General features: G+C 37.0%; 16 protein-coding genes and 1 tRNA gene. 8 read left to right on the forward strand and 9 right to left on the reverse strand.

Translation table 11 applies throughout. The features are described from left to right. Positions 1-16 precede the first annotated feature (16 nt). Together Q0940_RS00130 and map are read left to right on the forward strand one after the other, a co-directional pair. Positions 17-223, forward strand: coding sequence for a ParD-like family protein (locus Q0940_RS00130; protein ID WP_299262445.1), 207 nt, complete (start codon positions 17-19; stop codon positions 221-223). Continuing rightward, positions 216-989 carry a type I methionyl aminopeptidase gene (gene map, locus Q0940_RS00135; RefSeq protein WP_299262448.1) on the forward strand — a complete coding sequence of 258 codons (774 nt, stop codon included), beginning with the start codon at positions 216-218 and terminating at the stop codon, positions 987-989. Before Q0940_RS00130 ends, map begins: the two co-directional genes overlap by 8 nt. Positions 990-993: 4 nt before the next feature. Here map and Q0940_RS00140 read toward each other — a convergent pair whose 3' ends face one another. Beyond that, positions 994-1,593, reverse strand: a complete 600-nt coding sequence (locus Q0940_RS00140; RefSeq protein ID WP_299262451.1) for a VC2046/SO_2500 family protein — start codon at positions 1,591-1,593, stop codon at positions 994-996. A gap of 188 nt (positions 1,594-1,781) precedes the next feature. On the opposite strand from Q0940_RS00140, the gene Q0940_RS00145 reads away from it, so the two are divergent. Beyond that, a tRNA-Tyr gene (locus Q0940_RS00145) sits at positions 1,782-1,866 on the forward strand. 242 nt (positions 1,867-2,108) lie between these two features. Then, positions 2,109-3,752, forward strand: a complete 1,644-nt coding sequence (locus Q0940_RS00150; RefSeq protein WP_299262453.1) for a response regulator — start codon at positions 2,109-2,111, stop codon at positions 3,750-3,752. Between the two features lie 6 nt (positions 3,753-3,758). Here the strand turns inward: Q0940_RS00150 and Q0940_RS00155 are convergent, their stop codons facing one another. The 7 genes from Q0940_RS00155 to seqA all read right to left on the reverse strand — a co-directional run bounded on the left by Q0940_RS00155 (position 3,759) and on the right by seqA (position 13,589). Beyond that, complete coding sequence (locus tag Q0940_RS00155; RefSeq protein WP_299263294.1) at positions 3,759-5,633, reverse strand: phosphotransferase; 1,875 nt, start codon at positions 5,631-5,633, stop codon at positions 3,759-3,761. 189 nt (positions 5,634-5,822) lie between these two features. Then, positions 5,823-7,502 carry a dihydrolipoyllysine-residue acetyltransferase gene (locus tag Q0940_RS00160; RefSeq protein WP_299262456.1) on the reverse strand — a complete coding sequence of 560 codons (1,680 nt, stop codon included), beginning with the start codon at positions 7,500-7,502 and terminating at the stop codon, positions 5,823-5,825. Between the two features lie 16 nt (positions 7,503-7,518). After that, the gene (locus tag Q0940_RS00165; RefSeq protein WP_299262459.1) at positions 7,519-8,496 is read right to left on the reverse strand and encodes a transketolase C-terminal domain-containing protein; all 978 of its coding nucleotides are present in this window, start codon (positions 8,494-8,496) and stop codon (positions 7,519-7,521) included. Then, positions 8,496-9,719, reverse strand: a complete 1,224-nt coding sequence (locus Q0940_RS00170; RefSeq protein ID WP_299262461.1) for a thiamine pyrophosphate-dependent dehydrogenase E1 component subunit alpha — start codon at positions 9,717-9,719, stop codon at positions 8,496-8,498. The genes Q0940_RS00165 and Q0940_RS00170 overlap by 1 nt, the downstream gene beginning before the upstream one ends. 347 nt (positions 9,720-10,066) lie before the next feature. After that, positions 10,067-11,119, reverse strand: a complete 1,053-nt coding sequence (astE, locus tag Q0940_RS00175; RefSeq protein WP_299262463.1) for a succinylglutamate desuccinylase — start codon at positions 11,117-11,119, stop codon at positions 10,067-10,069. Positions 11,120-11,278: 159 nt separating this feature from the next. Further along, positions 11,279-12,934 carry a phosphoglucomutase (alpha-D-glucose-1,6-bisphosphate-dependent) gene (pgm, locus tag Q0940_RS00180; protein WP_299262467.1) on the reverse strand — a complete coding sequence of 552 codons (1,656 nt, stop codon included), beginning with the start codon at positions 12,932-12,934 and terminating at the stop codon, positions 11,279-11,281. Positions 12,935-12,989: 55 nt separating this feature from the next. After that, positions 12,990-13,589, reverse strand: coding sequence for a replication initiation negative regulator SeqA (gene seqA / locus Q0940_RS00185; RefSeq protein WP_299262470.1), 600 nt, complete (start codon positions 13,587-13,589; stop codon positions 12,990-12,992). A gap of 226 nt (positions 13,590-13,815) precedes the next feature. Between seqA and Q0940_RS00190 the strand changes: the two genes are divergently transcribed. From Q0940_RS00190 to fldA, 4 genes are all read left to right on the forward strand, one after another. Next, a complete protein-coding gene (locus tag Q0940_RS00190; protein ID WP_299262473.1) occupies positions 13,816-14,580 on the forward strand; it encodes an alpha/beta fold hydrolase in 765 nt (254 codons plus the stop codon). 142 nt (positions 14,581-14,722) lie between these two features. Further along, the gene (locus tag Q0940_RS00195) at positions 14,723-14,944 is read left to right on the forward strand and encodes a DUF2788 domain-containing protein (protein WP_299262476.1); all 222 of its coding nucleotides are present in this window, start codon (positions 14,723-14,725) and stop codon (positions 14,942-14,944) included. Beyond that, a complete protein-coding gene (ybfE, locus tag Q0940_RS00200; RefSeq protein ID WP_299262481.1) occupies positions 14,944-15,219 on the forward strand; it encodes a LexA regulated protein in 276 nt (91 codons plus the stop codon). The genes Q0940_RS00195 and ybfE overlap by 1 nt, the downstream gene beginning before the upstream one ends. Positions 15,220-15,231: 12 nt before the next feature. Then, on the forward strand, positions 15,232-15,756 hold the full coding sequence (gene fldA, locus Q0940_RS00205; protein ID WP_299262483.1) for a flavodoxin FldA: 525 nt from the start codon (positions 15,232-15,234) through the stop codon (positions 15,754-15,756). 80 nt (positions 15,757-15,836) lie between these two features. On the opposite strand, the gene Q0940_RS00210 is transcribed toward fldA, so the two are convergent. Continuing rightward, positions 15,837-17,720 carry a propionyl-CoA synthetase gene (locus tag Q0940_RS00210; RefSeq protein ID WP_299262485.1) on the reverse strand — a complete coding sequence of 628 codons (1,884 nt, stop codon included), beginning with the start codon at positions 17,718-17,720 and terminating at the stop codon, positions 15,837-15,839. Positions 17,721-17,734 lie beyond the last annotated feature (14 nt).

Below are 17,734 nucleotides of genomic sequence, written 5' to 3' on the forward strand. Positions count from 1 at the left end.
TATACTGGTGAATGTAATGGGAATAGTAAAAATTTCAGACGAACTTCATGAAGAAGTTAGAAAAAATAGTTCTGTAATGGAAAGGTCAATTAATTCACAAGCTGAATTTTGGTTGAAAATTGGTCGACTGGCTGAACAGAATCCAACTTTGACATATGAAGAAATTCTTAAGCGAGAAATGCAAACTCAAAATGTAGCTATGGTGAAACTAGTCAATGAGTAACATACAGATAAAATCTCAAGAAGAGATTATGTTAATGCGTGAGTCTGGAAGATTGCTAGCCAGTGTATTCTCAGTATTAGATAACTATATCAAAGCTGGTATTACGACAATGGAAATCAATGACTTTGTTGAGGATTATATTGTTAATCAATTGCACTCTAGACCTGCAAGTAAAGGTCAATATGGTTATCAGTATGTATTAAACTGTTCAATTAATGAGGTTGTTTGTCATGGTGTTCCTTCCACTGGCAAAAAGCTCAAAGAACGCGATATTGTTAATATTGATATCACATTAGAAAAAAATGGTTATATAGCTGACAGCAGTAAAATGTACACAATTGGTAACATACTGCCTATCGCAAAAAAGTTAGTTGATGTTACTTATCAAGCTATGTGGAAAGGTATTCAATCTGTCAAACCAGGAAATACATTAGGTGATATCGGTCACGCTATTCAAATTCATGCGGAAAAAAATGGATTTAGTGTAGTACGAGAATATTGTGGCCATGGTATTGGCGTTGAAATGCATGAAGAGCCACAAATCTTACATGTAGGTAAACCTAATACTGGTATTGTTTTGCAAGAAGGTATGGTGTTTACAATTGAACCTATGATTAATCAAGGTTCATTTAAAGTGAAACAAAAAAATGATGGTTGGACTGTGATCACTAAGGATAGAAAGCTTTCAGCACAATGGGAACATACTATTTTAGTTACATCATCGGGTTATGAGGTTATGACTTTACGTCCTGAAGAAACATTGTAATGAATTAAGCAACTTTACTGAAATTTCTTGATTGCTCTAAAGCGCTAAACCAAGAATCGATATCCATCTCTACATATCCTTTGTCCATTCCTGTAGGCTTTGCAGTTGTGATAGTTTTTGCATTGTCTTCAGTATGTTTATCATTGATATCTGCTTGTCTCTCAATATCTTGATATAACTTAGCTTGCTGGTTGATATCTAAATTATTATAAACTTCCTTAGGTAAATTACCCGTTGTCTTAATATCATCATTTGTAGTGATAAAAGCTTGAGGGTGTACCTTGAGAAACAACGTAAGACTTTCTCTATTGCCTGAACTTACTAATTCGTTCAGTAATAAATCTTGCTGGTTGTTTGCTTTCTCAACTAGTTTTTGCGGAACAATATGAAATGTTTTTTCTAAGTCAGATACTGTTTTTAGCGGTTTATTACGTGGTAAATGAAATTCATCTAATTCCAATGCATCTTTAGTAACCATAGCTAAAAGTAAACTAAAGGTAGACGCATCTTTAGTTTGAACCGAATTTTGAATGCCAGAATATACAGAAGATTCCCGTATGGCATTGATTGGTTTTATAACTGTTTCATTAAATTCTGTTTGCATTACAACGTCTTTTTTATGTGTCTGAATATATAATCGGCTGTGAAGTAAAAAGCTTTAATAATTAGGGGTTAAATAAGGGGATTTAATCACTTTTTGTGTCTTATGAGCATAAAATCAGCAGTTAAACAAAAAATGTATTTTTTTTGTTTACAGGGAAAAATAAATAGGTATTATGCACAACCTCAAGTGGAGGGGTTCCCGAGTGGCCAAAGGGATCAGACTGTAAATCTGACGGCTCAGCCTTCGATGGTTCGAATCCATCTCCCTCCACCACTTATTCGATAAGCCGATGTTAAGCAATTAACATCGGCTTTTTTGATCCTTACCTTAATGGATTTGAGTATGAGTGGTTAAATCACGTTCAAGCCTATATTCAACCTGACTTATCACCTCCATAAATCACTCTCATTTCATGTAAACTGACTCGTTATAAATAATTAATTTGAAATAACACTTGTATTTATCTGTAATATTACAAGAATGGTCATAGATAACTTATATTTAAGTAGTAGAATTTGCGTTCAAATAGTATTTTTAGCGGTAAGAACATACTCATAATTGATGATCAAAAGCCATTTCAAATCATGCTTCGTGGAATGTTAAAAGATCTCGGTGTGGATACAATTTCAGTGGCCCAATCAGGTGAAGCCGCCATTATTGAGTGTGGGAAAAACCGATATGACATTTTGTTTATTGATTACAACTTAGGTGATGGTAGAAATGGCCGTCAGTTGTTTGAAGAAATTAAAGAACGTAAATTAATCCCAGATCCTAGCATTTGCCTTTTAGTTACCGGTGAAAGTCAAGCCACCACCGTTGTTGGTGCATTAGAAGTATTACCAGACGATTATATCGTTAAACCATTTTCTCAAAACCTATTGCTACAACGAGTTGCTAAATCTTGGCTTAAAAAACAAGTATTTGTGCCCTTTTATATCAGCATGAACGCTAACGATTATGAAAACGCCCTTGTTGTAATTGACGACATTATAGAAAACTACCCAAGATACAAAGCAACCTCTAACAAATACAAAGCACAGGTCTTATTCGAACTAGAACGTTATAGTGAATTAAGCGATTATTTAGATGAATTTTTAGAAAAGAAACGATTAAATTGGGCGTTGATTTTTAAATCAAAAATACTTAAAGAAGAGAAAAAATACTTACCAGCTATTAAATTTGCTAAAGAAGCCGTATTACAAAGTAAGATGAATCTTGAGGCTTACGATGTGATCACAGATTGTTATCTGGCTAAAGGTGATATTGAACAAGCTTACGATTGGGTTCGTTCTGGTATCGAAAAATCGCCTTTTTCAGTTCCGCGCCAATATAAATTAAGCGCCGTGGCCAAATTAAACAATGACTTTGAGTCTTCAATTAAAGCCTGTAATCAAGTGGTCGACTTAACCTCTTATTCTTTTAAGAAAGATTATCGCCATTTACTAAATCATATTAGGAATATCATTGATATTGTTGATTTAGAAGATGACGACAAGAAAAAGCGTAAATTTAATCAACACGCTTTATACGTATTACAACAATCTAAACGTGATAGCTCATCTTTTACCGACTTAAATCAAGAAGACTTTGAACAATTATGCCTAGCACGGCTTGACTCAGTTAATGGTTTAAATTTGAAAGCGAAGAAGTCTTTCTCTGAACTGACTAATAAATTTAACGATACCGACTTTCAATTTCCAGCAGATTTATTAGCCGATAGCATTTCATTAATGTTAAAAATTGGTGAGTTTGATAACGCATTAGAGTATGTAAACCAAATAAAAGAATTAGATATCGAGTTAGATGACTTTACTAAAAAGATGATTGTTGACGCCCAGGATATGGCTAAAGATCAAATAACAAGCGTTAAACTACTGAATAAGAAAGGTATTGAAGCATTCACTCATGGAAACTTTAAAGAAGCTAATGACTTATTTGAAAAATCTTTGATTATTGCACCTATGAATACAGGTAGCGCATTAAATCTAGCTCAAGCACTTATCGAACTGATGAAAATGAATACCAAGCTAAAATGGTCTTACATTGACCGTTGTAAAAACGTATTTAAAATTGTAGATGGCATGCCAATAGGTAAAGCTCATCAAAAGCGTGCAATTGATTTAAGAGAACAATTCAACACAATAATGGCCGTTAAATAACTTTGGTTACTTTTTTATAAATGATTTTGGGTTTTGTGGGTAATATAACTCAGCTCTGCAATCTTGATAGGAAAACATCTTTGCATCTTTATACGGCAGTTTCATAAAGCCAGATACACCAACGCCATTTATATACTTAAGGTTTGTTAAAATGCCCTTAAGATGGAATTCAAACTCAGCCACTTTGCTTTTATCTAACAAGTTATAATAATTGTGAATTTTAAGATGTTTAGGTAGTGCTTCAAAAATAATACAACCGGTATGGCGAATTTCGTTTAACGCTATAATGTGAAGCATAATTTGTTTAGGTAGCTGTAAACGTTCATCTGGGTCGTCGCCATCTTCAAAGTAAGAATGATGTTTACCTTCTTCCATCTGCGGTACATGCGTCACTTCAAATGGAATAGATGGTATTTGTTTTAACTCAAAATGCTCTTGTTCATTTTTACGTTCCACATGAATAGTATTTTTAGCATCAAACAAGCAGCTTTTAAATGTGCCTTCTCGTAAATCTAATGCCCGTGCAATATCAATAATGTTATTTACGGTTTCGGTTACGCTTTTACGATACACATCATCAAATAAATTAAGGTTTGAGTCGACATACATTCCATCTGGCAACCAATGAATAGCAAAGCCGCCAACAATTGGAAATTCGCTTAACCGACTTACCGCAGCAACAAACGCCTTCTCATTGTCTCCCATACCTTGTAAGTAGTTTTTGTAATACTTATCTAGCTGAGCATCTTTAATCCCGTAAAGTGCGCTATGAATGCCCTGCTGTCGTAAAAAAGATTTACGTGACGAGTACACTACGGTATCTAACTTACTCTGTGCACGTTTGTTCCATATTGGGATATAAGCTAACTCTGGCTGCAGTTCAAGTTCAGGTAAAAACCAACTTTCCATTTGCTGAACTTGTTGAATAAACTGATCGCCAGCTATTAGTTGTGCTTGTGGATCTTCAACATTGTGACTCAGTAAATGAGTAAGGGTCTGAGCGAAAGCTTTTGGTAATCCTAAAGATGACGGAGGAATTGCATTGTAACCGTATCGACAGTTCTGATTTGACGCTATGGCATATAAGGTCGCTGCTGCGCCTTGCTCATCAAACCGTGAATTAGATAAACCGCCATTAAGCTGATCATCACCAATAAAATAAACATCACCTAAACGAGCATTGGTATTTTGCATGTCGGCTGACATTAGTTCCATCACATTATTGGCAATAGGTTGGGCATTTTCATCTAACTGAGCAAAAACACAAGAACCCCAATCGATTAATGATAGGACTTCTGTTTCTTCGTCCCACATTAAGTTAGAAGGTTTAATATCACCGTGTACAATTGGTTTTCTCTCACCATGTCTATTAATCGCGTTCGGATTATTAGCAGCTAACATAGTGAAGTGCCGTAAATATTTAATAATATTGGCTAACTGAATAGCAATTTTGATTACAATCCGTACTGGCAAACGACCACGTAATTTGGACAACTCGTGTAAGTCAATTCCTTGGCCACGCTGCATAACCAATATGCCTTGTTTTTTAATATTCTCAAATGCGATAAACCTTGGAATATTAGGATGAGAAAGAAGGTTTAACATATACCCTTCTTCTTCTAAACGTTCTCTAACGTTTTGCGGCAAGGTAATACGAGAGAATTTAAATACCCGTTCAGTTTGTTTTTTGTCTGTACCAACAAAAACGAAACCATAAGCGCCTTTACCTATCATTTCTACTTGTGAATAACCCATTTTTTGCAGCTGAGTTTTGCACAGCTCAACCCAATCTCTTAGTTTTTTGGCATCATTGGCTGATAACAAATAAATAGATTGTTCATCGGAGATGTAAAAGTTTTTTAAATTTGATTCCAACGCTATGTATTACCTTAATAATCTAGATTTTAAGTATGGCATTAATGGTTTTATCTTGTATTTAGTCGTTTTAGACATATTTGAAAAAAATGCCCAGCTATTTTTACACAACTGGGCATTTCAACATCAACACTTTTAATAACATGATTTAGTCAATATTTTAGCCAACCGCATTCGCCAAAATAAAGTAAGCTGCTAAATCAAGTCCATAAACATTGAGCTCGGGTTTTGCAAATATTGAGTCCAAAGGTTATTAAACCGAGCAATCGTACCACCATCAATTACTCGATGGTCGCCAGACCAACTTACCTGCATTAATTGACGAGCCTGTACTTCACCATTGTCATCAAATCGCGGTAAGGTCTGCATTTTTCCTAATGCCACAATTGCTACTTCTGGTTTATTAATAATTGGGGTTGCCGTTGTTCCACCTAATGCCCCAATATTTGATATGGAAATGGTGCCGCCTTTTAATTTATCTGGCGGCAAACGACCTTCTCTAGCTAATTCAGTCATTTCCATCACGGCGATAGCAATGTCTTTAATACTCTTGGTTTGACAAGATTTAATATTAGGTACTAATAAGCCTATTTTAGAGTCAACCGCCATTCCAATATTATGATCGTTAAAGTAGGTCAATTCAGTACAATCTTCATTTGGTTGTGAGTTTAATACTGGAAATTGCTTTATGGCCAATGACATGGCTTTCATAAAAAATGGCATCATAGTTAATTTAATGCCTTGTTGTTCATATTCAAATTTCAACTGTTTACGTAACTTAACTAACTCAGTTAAATCTATTTCATCTGAAAAGGTAAAATGTGGAATTGTAGAAACTGAGTTTTGCATGGCTTTTGCCATGACCGCTTCAATACCTTTAATTGGCTTAACATTAGATGATCCGAGACTCTGTTGAGGACTTGATTTAGCCTGAGTCTCTGTCTTACTTTCGGTTTCTGAATGTATAATTGACGCTGCAACAAATGTAGGTTGTGCTTGTGCATGAGCTATTAAATCTTGCTTAAATACTCGGCCTTTTGCACCAGAACCATTTACAGTTCGAATATCTAAATTCATTTCACGAGCTAAACGTCTAACGGCTGGTGACGCTACCGCTTTATTTGAAGCTGAGGCAATTGGCACAACGTTGCTAATTGCCAGATCGGAATGATCCTCACCTGTATTTTGACAAAACTTAATAGGATCCTGTTTTATCGCAGTACTTTCTAAGTGACCACCTGTCTTGTTGATTAACTGACTGTTGGTTTTTTCATTCTTTAGGCTTGTATTACTTGATGTTAAGCTATCAACGGCTATAGAAAATAATGGTTTATGAACTTCGGCAATTTCACCTTTTTCATAATAGAGTTTATAAATAACACCGTCAGATTTAGACGGTATTTGTACCAATGCTTTATCTGTCATCACATCACAAATGGCTTGGTCTTCTTTTACTTCTTCGCCTTCAACAACCAACCACTCAACCACTTCACATTCAACAATTCCCTCTCCAATATCAGGTAATAAAAAGTCTTCAATGACTTCATTCTTAAGAGAATTAGCTAATGAAATTGGTGTTTTGTCCATGATCTGCTCAACAACACCTTGTGATGGTGTTAACTCTTGTTGGGCTTCTTGTGCGGACGATACAGCAAACAAAGGTGCGTGGACTTGTGCTACTTCACCCTTTTTATAATATAGCTTAGTGATAACACCATCACTCATTGCTGGAATTTGCACTAAGGCTTTGTCCGTCATTACATCACAAACCGGTTGATCTTCTTTGATCTCATCACCTTCACGAACAAGCCATTCAACCACTTCACACTCAACAATACCTTCGCCAATATCAGGCAATATAAAATCTTTACTCATTATAAATTCCTCTTGGCTAGTAATTAACAGAGCGCTTAATGGCTTCGTAAACTTTTAGGTGATCGGCCATATATTCTTTTTCATGGGCTAACGGGTATGGAGTATCTAATCCGCACACTCTATCTATTGGAGACTCAAGATGTAAAAAGCATTCTTGCTGGATAGTTGCGCTAATTTCAGACGAAAAACCAGCGGTCACTGGTGCTTCTTGTGACACAATTAATCGCCCTGTTTTTAACACTGAATTAACCACAGTCTCTAAATCCCAAGGTAACACGGTGCGTAAGTCAATGATTTCACAAGAAATACCTTCTAGTTCTGCCATAGCTGCTGCTTTTTCTATTATCTCAACCTGTGCCCCCCAGGCTAATAAGGTGATGTCTGAACCTTGTTTTACCACTTCAGCTTTGCCCAACGGAATTGAATACTTTTCTTCTGGTACTTCGCCAACAGATGCACGGTAAAGTCGTTTGGGTTCAAAGAAGATAACTGGGTCGTTGGACTCAATACATGAAGTTAACAACCCTTTTGCTTGATAGGCATTACGCGGAAATACCAGTTGCAAACCTGGCGTGTGTGCAAAATAAGCTTCGGGAGATTGTGAATGGTATAAACCTCCAGCAATACCACCACCATAAGGCGTACGAATAACTAAATTTCCTACGTTAAATTCGTTACCTGAACGATATCGGAATTTAGCGGTTTCATTTACAATTTGGTCAAACGCCGGAAAGATATAATCGGCAAATTGAATTTCAGCAATGGTGGTATAACCTAAGGCCGCTAAACCATTAGCAAAACCAATAATACCTTGTTCTACCAACGGCGTATTAAACACGCGGTCTTTACCAAATTTTTCTTGTAAGCCACTTGTTGCTCTAAACACACCACCAAAATGGCCAACGTCTTCTCCAAATACACAAGAACGTGTGTCCTCTTCCATAGCAATGATGAGCGCAGAGTTGATGGCTTGTAACATATTCATTTTAGCCATTATTTAGCCTCCGGTGTATTTGATACTATTCTTGAGGCAGTCGCAGGATAGGCTTCTGGATATTTAATTACATGTTGTTTAAGTTGCTCGTATTGACGCTGTAAGTGCGGTGGCACTTGTTCATAAACATCGGTAACAAGTTCTTCCAGAGCTGGAACTTCTATTTTCTCAGATGTTTTAAGAGCATCTAATACTTGTTGGCGAATTTCATCTTTGGCTTTTTCGTCTTGAGCTTCGTCTAACCAACCTTGTTTTAATAGGTAAGATTTAAAACGTGCTATTGGGCAGTTTTTACGGAAATTTTCTTCTTCATCTTTAGAACGATAACCACTTGGATCATCCGAGCTTGAATGAGCGGCTAATCGATAAGCGATAGACTCTATTAACACAGGTTCATTATTGGTAACGGCATAGTCACGAGCCATTTTTACCGCTTCATAAACCGCCAAAGTATCAACACCGTCCACACGGATTGCTTTCATACCATATCCAACACCACGACAAGCAATGCCGTCTCCTTTAAATTGTTCGCTGGCCGGTGTTGAGATTGCGTAACCGTTGTTACGGGCAAAAAACAAAACGGGCGCTTTATGTACCGCCGCCATATTTAGCCCTGCGTGAAAATCGCCTTCTGAGGCGGCACCTTCACCAAAGTAACAAATAGAGCATGCGCCCTCACCGTCTAACTTTTGTCCGTAAGCGTAACCTGTTGCTTGTGGTATCTGAGTACCAAGCGGCGAAGATATGGTCATATAATTCAATTCTTTAGAACCATAATGAATAGGCATTTGACGGCCTTTGCCTAAATCTTTTTCATTTGAGAAGTTTTGGTTCATAAAGTTTTCAAGAGAAAAACCACGATACGCTAAAGCAGCTTGTTCACGGTATTGAGCAAAAATCATGTCTTTGTCTTCAAGCGCCGCTGCACTTGCAGTAACGGCGGCTTCTTCACCAAGGCATTGCATATAAAAACTAATACGCCCCTGACGCTGTGCCGCTAACATACGTTCATCGAGTATTCTTACAAAACGCATAGTTTGATAAATACGCAAAGCCGTTTTTTTATCCATGGTGGATTTAACCGCGCCTTTGTAAATATCACCATTAGCGTCCATCATCTTAAATGACGGGATTGATAATGCATGTTCGGATACAAACTCGAGCGACAATGTATCGCTTGAATTTATGTTGTTGGGATTCTCTACATTGTTCAGTTTACCCATTGATAAAGTACTCCTATTTTCAGGCATCATGTTTTTATTTTTGACCGACGAGATAAGGTCCATGTGCTGAATATTATTATTGTAATTTTTATTACTTTATTATTTGACTGTCATGGTTAAAAACCATTCTGAAGGCGACTCTACGCTGAGCGATTAGCCATTTCAATTTTGGGGAAATTTAGAGTAAATAGTTTAGAAATGGAAAGTGTTAACAATAATTGCCACTTTGTTTTTAAAGGTGTTAATTCGTAAAGTTAGATGTTTATATCTTTAAATAAAAAAGCCCCTAATTTAAAAAATTAGAAGCTTTATATTACTGCAAAAGTTATTGATTTTAGTAGACGTAGCTAAATCAAATTGTCTTCAATATTAGTAGGAACTACGGTAAGTAAAGCTCTCTGTCCATTAGCAACATGAGCATTAGGAAATACGATAGCTTCGCCATTTTGATCCGCTTTTATTTCAGTTCCATCTTCTGTAGCAAACACATCACCTTGGTTAAACGCGGTAAAGTTAGCGACATCGTCAGCAAAGGTTAATTTGAACGACTCATTATGCTTAACCACCTCTTTGTGTACCGACATAAATTGATACGCGCTTGGGTCAAACTTGGCGGTATCTACTTCAACACCACAAATTAAGTTAATCAATGTTGCTTTAGTTGCTGCAAATTTAGTTTGGTCGTTTTCGCCAAAAGGTCTTACTTTGCCAAGTTCGATAGTAAATGAGCTAGCGCCATGTATATTGGAAGAATAATAGCTGAATGTGGTTGCGGGTTTTTGCATAAGTAAAAACGTGGTTACGCCCATACTTTTTACTATTTCAAACTGTTCTTTATCCCACGGCTTGCCGTCTATAAATGGATATACAGCAAACTTCTCGTGTGCGGAGTCTCTAATGGCCGTATGCAAGTCGTAATGAGTACGTTCAGCATTAATATGCTTTTGGAAAAATTCAGTCACAAAGCCCTCTAGCTTTGCCGCTCTTATTTGTTCTTTGTTTTCATCGCGCGCTAAAGGTGTTTTGCCCTTTTGCATTCCGCTGAATAATCGATTTAAGTTCTCTTCAACAAAACGTTCGCCAATATTAATAGACGGAGGATTACCGTATATGAATAAAGTTGGATGGATTAAGTTGATTGTATTAGTTAACAAACCAGTAATGATGTCATTGCAGATTTCAATTGGTGCGGTTTCGTTTCCGTGTATTGCACTCGATAACACAATCGCTTTTGGGCGCTTGCTGCTCTTGCTGTAGCTTAGATGTTTTGGACAAAAATAGATAACCCCAGTGTCCCAAACTTGTACTATACAGGTGTCATGTTCAACGGAAAATGGAGCTAGATTGAATTGGTTTTGACGAGTTAATGCTAAAAAATCGTTATCAGGTATATTATTCATATGCACTACTGTAGTTAGTTTGTAAAAGTATTAGTAATTAGATCAGGAGCTTGCCAGAGAAATGTTTAAAACATATTACAAAAGACCTAATACAAAAAAAGCCAAGGCCAAATGGCCTAAGCTTTTATGAGAGTTACGTTTACAATATTAAAATGACCGTTATAACCCTGCGGCTTTAAAAGCTTGAGACACAATGGCTTGTGCTTCTTTTTCTATTGCGGCTAGGTGTTTTTCACCAGAGAAACTTTCCATATAAATTTTATATATATTCTCAGTACCTGATGGTCTAGCGGCGAACCAGCCATTTTTAGTAACCACTTTCAGGCCACCAATTGACGCGCCATTACCTGGTGCTTCAGTCAAAATAGCTTCTATTTTTTCACCCGCAAGTTCGGTAGAGGTAATATCAGATGGCTCTAAATTACTTAACACAGATTTTTGCTCAGGATTAGCTGGGGCATCGATGCGCTTGTAAATAGGTTTGCCGTGTAACTCAGTTAATTCATCATAATACTGTGACGGGTTTTTACCTGTTACTGCTAATATTTCTGCCGCTAACAAGGCCAAAATAATACCGTCTTTATCTGTGGTCCATACATCGCCAGCTTTAGTTAAAAAGCTTGCGCCTGCACTTTCTTCACCACCAAACATAATGTGATGATTGGTTAAACCGTCAACAAACCATTTAAACCCAACAGGTACTTCTAATACTTGTTTATTATTAGCTGCGGCAATACGGTCAATCAAAGACGTACTTACCAAGGTTTTACCAATTTTTAAGGCTGGATCCCAGTTAAGTCGGTTCTTGCTTAAATAATCAATACACACAGACAAGTAATGATTAGGATTCATTAAACCGTGCGTTTTGGTCACTATGCCGTGGCGATCATAATCAGGGTCGTTGGCAACAGATATATCAAAGTCATCTTTTATGCTGATCAAACTCGCCATAGCGCACTCTGAAGAGCAATCCATACGGATTTTTCCATCTTTATCTAAAGTCATAAAACCAAAAGTTGGATCAAGATTGTCATTGACCAATGTAAGATCAATACCATAGGTTTCTTTGATCACAGGCCAGTATTCAATGCCAGCTCCGCCTAACGGGTCGACACCTAATTTAACGCCTGCTTTTTTGATAGCGTCAAAATCAATAACGGTATTAAGACCATTAACGTATTGCTCAATAAAGTTTTGTTCTTTTACGTAGCCCGTTTTCAATGCTTGAGAAAATGGATAAATCTGTACGTCAGCTAAATCATCTATTAGTAACTGATTAGCTCGGTCTTGGATCCAATTAGTGATATCGCTATCAGCTGGTCCACCATGTGGTGGATTGTATTTAATTCCGCCGTCTTCTGGTGGATTATGTGACGGGGTAATTATAATACCATCAGACAAAAACGAAGGGTGTTCGTTGTTGTATTGAATGATCAAATTTGAAATTACAGGCGTTGGCGTAAAGCCTCTTCCTGTTTGCACAATAGTTTCGACTTCATTGGCAACTAATACTTCTATGGCTGAGCTATATGCAGCTTCCGATAAAGCGTGGGTATCAAAACCTAAAAACAACGGACCTTCATAATGCTTATCTTTACGATAATCACAAATAGCTTGAGTTACCGCTAATATATGTGACTCATTAAAGGTAGTTTTTAATGCACTACCTCTATGACCTGATGTGCCAAAAGCGACCTTTTGTTCAGGATATTTAACAATATCAGGTTCGTTTAGATAATAACTAGACATGAGCCTAGGAACGTTTATTAAATCTGATTTTTGTGCTGGTTTCCCAGCATTTGGATGATTTGCCACGTTATCTTCCTTAAAAATATATCTGTTAAATACAGCTTTACTAAATACAGCTGTACTAAATATAGTCTCTTAACTTTTCAGCTTGCTCTTCGGTATAACCAAGAGCTAAAGCTGCGCCATTAATAATTAGTTTCTTTCTAGGAGTATTGTTATTCGTTACTACCCAAAATGAACTATCTGGAATTTCTTTTGGCTTGATACTGCTGCCGTGAGCTTCAAGTTCTTGTGAACTTTCAGCAAAATAATCACGTTCACGCCCTTTTACTTCTAACACTTTTATGAAGTTTTTTGGATGAGCACGATGTAATGCAGATAATAAAAATAAGAATCGGCCAACAGCACCCTTTTGAGTGGTAACTTCTTCTTGATTAATAAAGTTAAATACAGAACCTTCTTCAACTACAGGTTCGACTTTAGCCTTTGCAGTTAAGTTTTCAACATTTTGCTCTTGAATTTTTGGTTCAGCTTTTTGAGTTGTTTCTGGTACTTTTTCTTGTGTTACTGGAGGCGTTATCGCTTCAGCAATTTTAGGCGTAGGAGCATTAGCATCACCTAATAATAAACGTCTAAGGATCTCAGAGGCACTTTCGCCGATATTCTGAGTTTGTGACGCGATGTAATGGTATAAGTCTTCTTCGATTTGAATGTTTTTCATAGTCTGGATCTAAAAGTTTGAGAAAAGAGAGATTGAATTTTGTTAACTAAACATAACAAAATCATTAATATATTCAGTTATTATATCAGTGTTCAATTGCATATTGTTACACACTATAAGAAAATACCTTACTTCTGGTCTAGATAGAATAGTTAATTTTATTTTCCATGAATTATCGTCACATTTTTCGTTACATTTCCGTTCTATAGCCAATTTGGATAAAAACATGACAATTTCGTATCAAGTTTTAGGTCAAGGTAAGCCATTAATTATCATTCACGGTTTATTTGGTACCTCTGATAATTTAAAGCAAATCGCTAAATCTTTATCTGATCAATATAAAGTGTTTTTAATTGATGCTCCGGCTCATGGTGATTCCACTACACCAACACCATTAACCATAAACACAATGGCAAAAGCGGTTATTGAATTTGCTGATGAACAAGGTTTAAAACAGTTTAGTTTGTTGGGTCATTCGTTGGGCGGAAAAATAGCAATGGAAATTGCCCTGTTAGACAATTCAAGAGTTGAACGTTTGGTTGTGGCAGACATAGCGCCAGTACAATATAGCCATAGACACGATAATATTATCCAAGGTTTAAACTCTATTGACTTAGACACATTAGAAAACCGTCAACAAGCCGATGAAACCTTAAGTCAATTTATTGATGAAGTTGGCGTACGAGGCTTTTTATTAAAAAGCTTAACTCGAGCAGAAAAGCCAGCAACGGGTTGGCGCTGGCGTTTTGATTTACAAGCTCTACAGCAAAATTACGATAATTTAATAAAAGGTAATTCAGAGCTTGTTTTCCAAGGGCCAACCTTGTTTATAGTTGGTGGGAACTCTAATTACGTGTTGCCAGAACACAAACCTGAGATAGTCGCTCGTTTCCCTAAAGTAAGTGTCAAAGTCATACAAAATGCGGGACATTGGTTACATGCTGAAAAAGCCACCGCATTTATAAAAATATGTCGAGATTTTTTAGCATAGTTGCTGAATTACAATGATAGATTTGCTACACTCCTGCGCCGTTTGGGTCAGTTAATTAAATTTTGTTTAATATCAAGATCCAGATCAAGGTAATGCTGATCAGTTGTTAGTATTATAGAAAAACAATTAATAGAGAAACTCTATGACGCCAGAACAATACGAGTTAGTTGAAATTATTGGCTTAAATTTATTTTTTGCTGCTATCTTTTTTTTCATCGGCATGGCAATTAAAGACGTACTTAATAAAGGCGACGTGCCTTTGTACGGTAAAGTATTTGTTTGGTTGGTTTTATTTTTAGGCTGTTTTGGATTTTTGGCTAAAGGCCTAATTCAAGTGTATTGGGAAATGAACGGGTTAGCATAATGGCAAAAGTAACTGTCGATAGAGCAACCATTGATTTATTTGCAACAGAGAAACAACGTGGAAGACCGAAAAGTTCACCTTATAGTCGTGAACAGCAAATGCGAATTAACAAAAAAAATCAGTTAACGCGCGATAAGCAAAATGGTCTGAAACGAGTAGAAATTAAATTACACAGAGAAATGTACGATAAAGCCTCTGTGCTCGCTGCTGAAAAAGGCTTAAGCCGTAGTGAACTTTTAGCAGAACTAATCAACAATTCATTAGAAAATTTATAGAAGGTTATCCAAATGGCTAGTGTAGGCATTTATTTCGGTAGCGATACTGGAAATACTGAACATGTTGCAAAACTTATCCAGAAACAACTAGGTAAAAGTTTAGTTGATGTTCATGACATAGCTAAAAGTACCAAAGAAGAAATTGCTGAATATGACTTATTGTTATTCGGTATCCCAACTTGGTACTACGGCGAAGCTCAATGTGATTGGGATGACTTTTTTCCTGAACTAGAAGAAATTGACTTTGACGGTAAGTTAGTTGCTATTTTTGGTTGTGGAGACCAAGAAGATTACGCTGAATATTTCTTGGACGCCATGGGTATGGTAAGAGATATTGTTGAAGCTAAAGGCGCAATTGTTATGGGTCAATGGTCGACAGACGGTTATGACTTTGTTGCTTCTAAAGGATTGGCTGATGATAGCCACTTTGTTGGTTTAGGTATCGATGAAGACAGACAACCAGAGTTAACAGAAAAACGTGTTAAACAATGGTGTGATCAAATCTCTGAAGAAATGTGTTTGGCAGAATTAGCGTAAGTTTGTAACAAACTCATTCTAACGAACAATAAAAATAAGGGCAGTATTAACTGCCCTTTTTTGTGCCTGCTCAAAAGTACCTAGTCCACGCTAAGCAGATCAAAGCTAACTTTTAGTTCATCCAAAATACTCATATCGTCTATTGTTGATGGAACTTGAACCTCTTCACCATCCACCATTTGGCGCATGACTTTCCTTAATATTTTACCTGAACGAGTTTTAGGTAACCTTTCCACCGTTAATACATCTTTAAGTGAAGCGATTGCGCCAATTTGATCACGAATTAGCTCTTTTAAATTGCCATGAATATCAGATTCAGAATTCACTCCATTTTTCAATACGATAAGCGCTAACGGCACCTGTCCTTTTAATTTGCATTTAATTCCAACAATCGCACATTCCGCTATATCTTTATGACTAGAGATAACTTCTTCCATTTCCCCGGTAGATAAACGGTGACCGGCGACATTTATAACATCGTCCGTACGACCCATAATAAATAGGTAGTCGTCTTTATCTATATATCCACCATCACCAGTAACATAATAACCGGGGAAACTAGTTAAATAACCTGCTTTAAAACGTTCTGGGTTATTCCAAATTGTAGGTAAACAACCAGGAGGCAAAGGCAGTTTTATTGCTATATATCCAGACTCACCTTGTTCTACCTCATTACCATCAGGGTCTAATATCTCTACCTGAAAACCCGGTATAGCAACACCAGCGGCACCTTCTTTAGGATCTAACATTTCCAAGCCCACAGGAATACCAGCGATTGCCCAGCCAGTTTCGGTTTGCCACCAATGATCAATAACGGGTAAATGAGTAATCTCTTTTAGCCAATGATAAGTCGCCGGATCTAAACGTTCTCCAGCAAGATATAAACGTTGTAACGATGATAAATCGTATTTTGATATTTCATCACCGTTTGGATCTTCTTTACAAATAGCTCTAAACGCTGTTGGCGCTGTGAATAAAGCATTAACTTTATATTCTTCACATACACGCCAAAATGCACCGGCATCTGGTGTTTTAATGGGTTTCCCTTCATACAATACAGTTGCACAACCACAAATTAATGGCCCATAAACAATGTAAGAATGCCCTACTACCCAACCAATATCCGATGCGGCCCAAAATACATCACCAGGTTTCATACCATAAATAACATCCATAGAATATTGCATGGCAACGGCGTGTCCGCCGTTTTCTCTAACCACACCTTTAGGTGTCCCCGTAGTACCAGAAGTATAAAGTATGTATAGCGGATCGCTGCCAAGTACAGGAACTGGTGCATGTTCTGTGGCTGTCTCCATCGCCGTTTGCCATTCAATATCTCTTTGCGGTATTAAATCAACTTGAAGTAACTCCCTTTGATAAACAATACAGCTCTCAGGTTTATAACTAGCATCTTCAAAAGCATTATCAATCATAGGTTTGTATGGAATAACTTTATCGATTTCAACACCGCAACTGGCTGTAACCACAACTTTTGGTGTGGCATCGTCAATTCTAACGGCCAGTTCATGGGGTGCAAAACCACCAAAAACCACAGAATGAATAGCGCCTAGCCTTGCAGTTGCTAACATAGCAATAGCGGCTTGTGGGATCATCGGCATATAAATTAATACTCTATCGCCTTTTGTAACGCCTTGCTTGGCTAATACATCAGCAAATTTAGCAACCAGAACTTTTAATTCTGAATAGGTATATTGCTCTTTGGTGTTAGTAACTGGTGAGTCGTAGATTAATGCAACTTGATCGCCACGCCCCTCATTAACATGAACATCCAAGGCTAAGTAAGAAGTATTAAGTGATCCGTCAGCGTACCAATGATAAAAATCATTTTCATCTTGGCTAAGAATATTGCTAGGAGCTTTATACCAATCAATGAGTTCTGACTTCTGTTGCCAAAATTCTATTGGATTGGTTTTTGAGTGGTAGTATTGTGCTTTATAACTCATTATTTTTTACCCTT

Origin of the sequence: uncultured Psychrosphaera sp. (assembly GCF_947500655.1) — a bacterium.
Taxonomy (GTDB): Bacteria; Pseudomonadota; Gammaproteobacteria; order Enterobacterales; family Alteromonadaceae; genus Psychrosphaera.

Coding starts and splice junctions, on each gene's coding strand:
- astE (WP_299262463.1), bottom strand. CDS start 11,119: ATGAATAATATACCTGATAACGATTTTTTAGCATTAACTCGTCAAAAC.
- fldA (WP_299262483.1), top strand. CDS start 15,232: ATGGCTAGTGTAGGCATTTATTTCGGTAGCGATACTGGAAATACTGAA.
- Q0940_RS00170 (WP_299262461.1), bottom strand. CDS start 9,719: ATGGGTAAACTGAACAATGTAGAGAATCCCAACAACATAAATTCAAGC.
- Q0940_RS00210 (WP_299262485.1), bottom strand. CDS start 17,720: ATGAGTTATAAAGCACAATACTACCACTCAAAAACCAATCCAATAGAA.
- Q0940_RS00190 (WP_299262473.1), top strand. CDS start 13,816: ATGACAATTTCGTATCAAGTTTTAGGTCAAGGTAAGCCATTAATTATC.
- Q0940_RS00140 (WP_299262451.1), bottom strand. CDS start 1,593: ATGCAAACAGAATTTAATGAAACAGTTATAAAACCAATCAATGCCATA.
- ybfE (WP_299262481.1), top strand. CDS start 14,944: ATGGCAAAAGTAACTGTCGATAGAGCAACCATTGATTTATTTGCAACA.
- Q0940_RS00160 (WP_299262456.1), bottom strand. CDS start 7,502: ATGAGTAAAGATTTTATATTGCCTGATATTGGCGAAGGTATTGTTGAG.
- Q0940_RS00165 (WP_299262459.1), bottom strand. CDS start 8,496: ATGGCTAAAATGAATATGTTACAAGCCATCAACTCTGCGCTCATCATT.
- map (WP_299262448.1), top strand. CDS start 216: ATGAGTAACATACAGATAAAATCTCAAGAAGAGATTATGTTAATGCGT.
- Q0940_RS00195 (WP_299262476.1), top strand. CDS start 14,723: ATGACGCCAGAACAATACGAGTTAGTTGAAATTATTGGCTTAAATTTA.
- seqA (WP_299262470.1), bottom strand. CDS start 13,589: ATGAAAAACATTCAAATCGAAGAAGACTTATACCATTACATCGCGTCA.
- Q0940_RS00130 (WP_299262445.1), top strand. CDS start 17: ATGGGAATAGTAAAAATTTCAGACGAACTTCATGAAGAAGTTAGAAAA.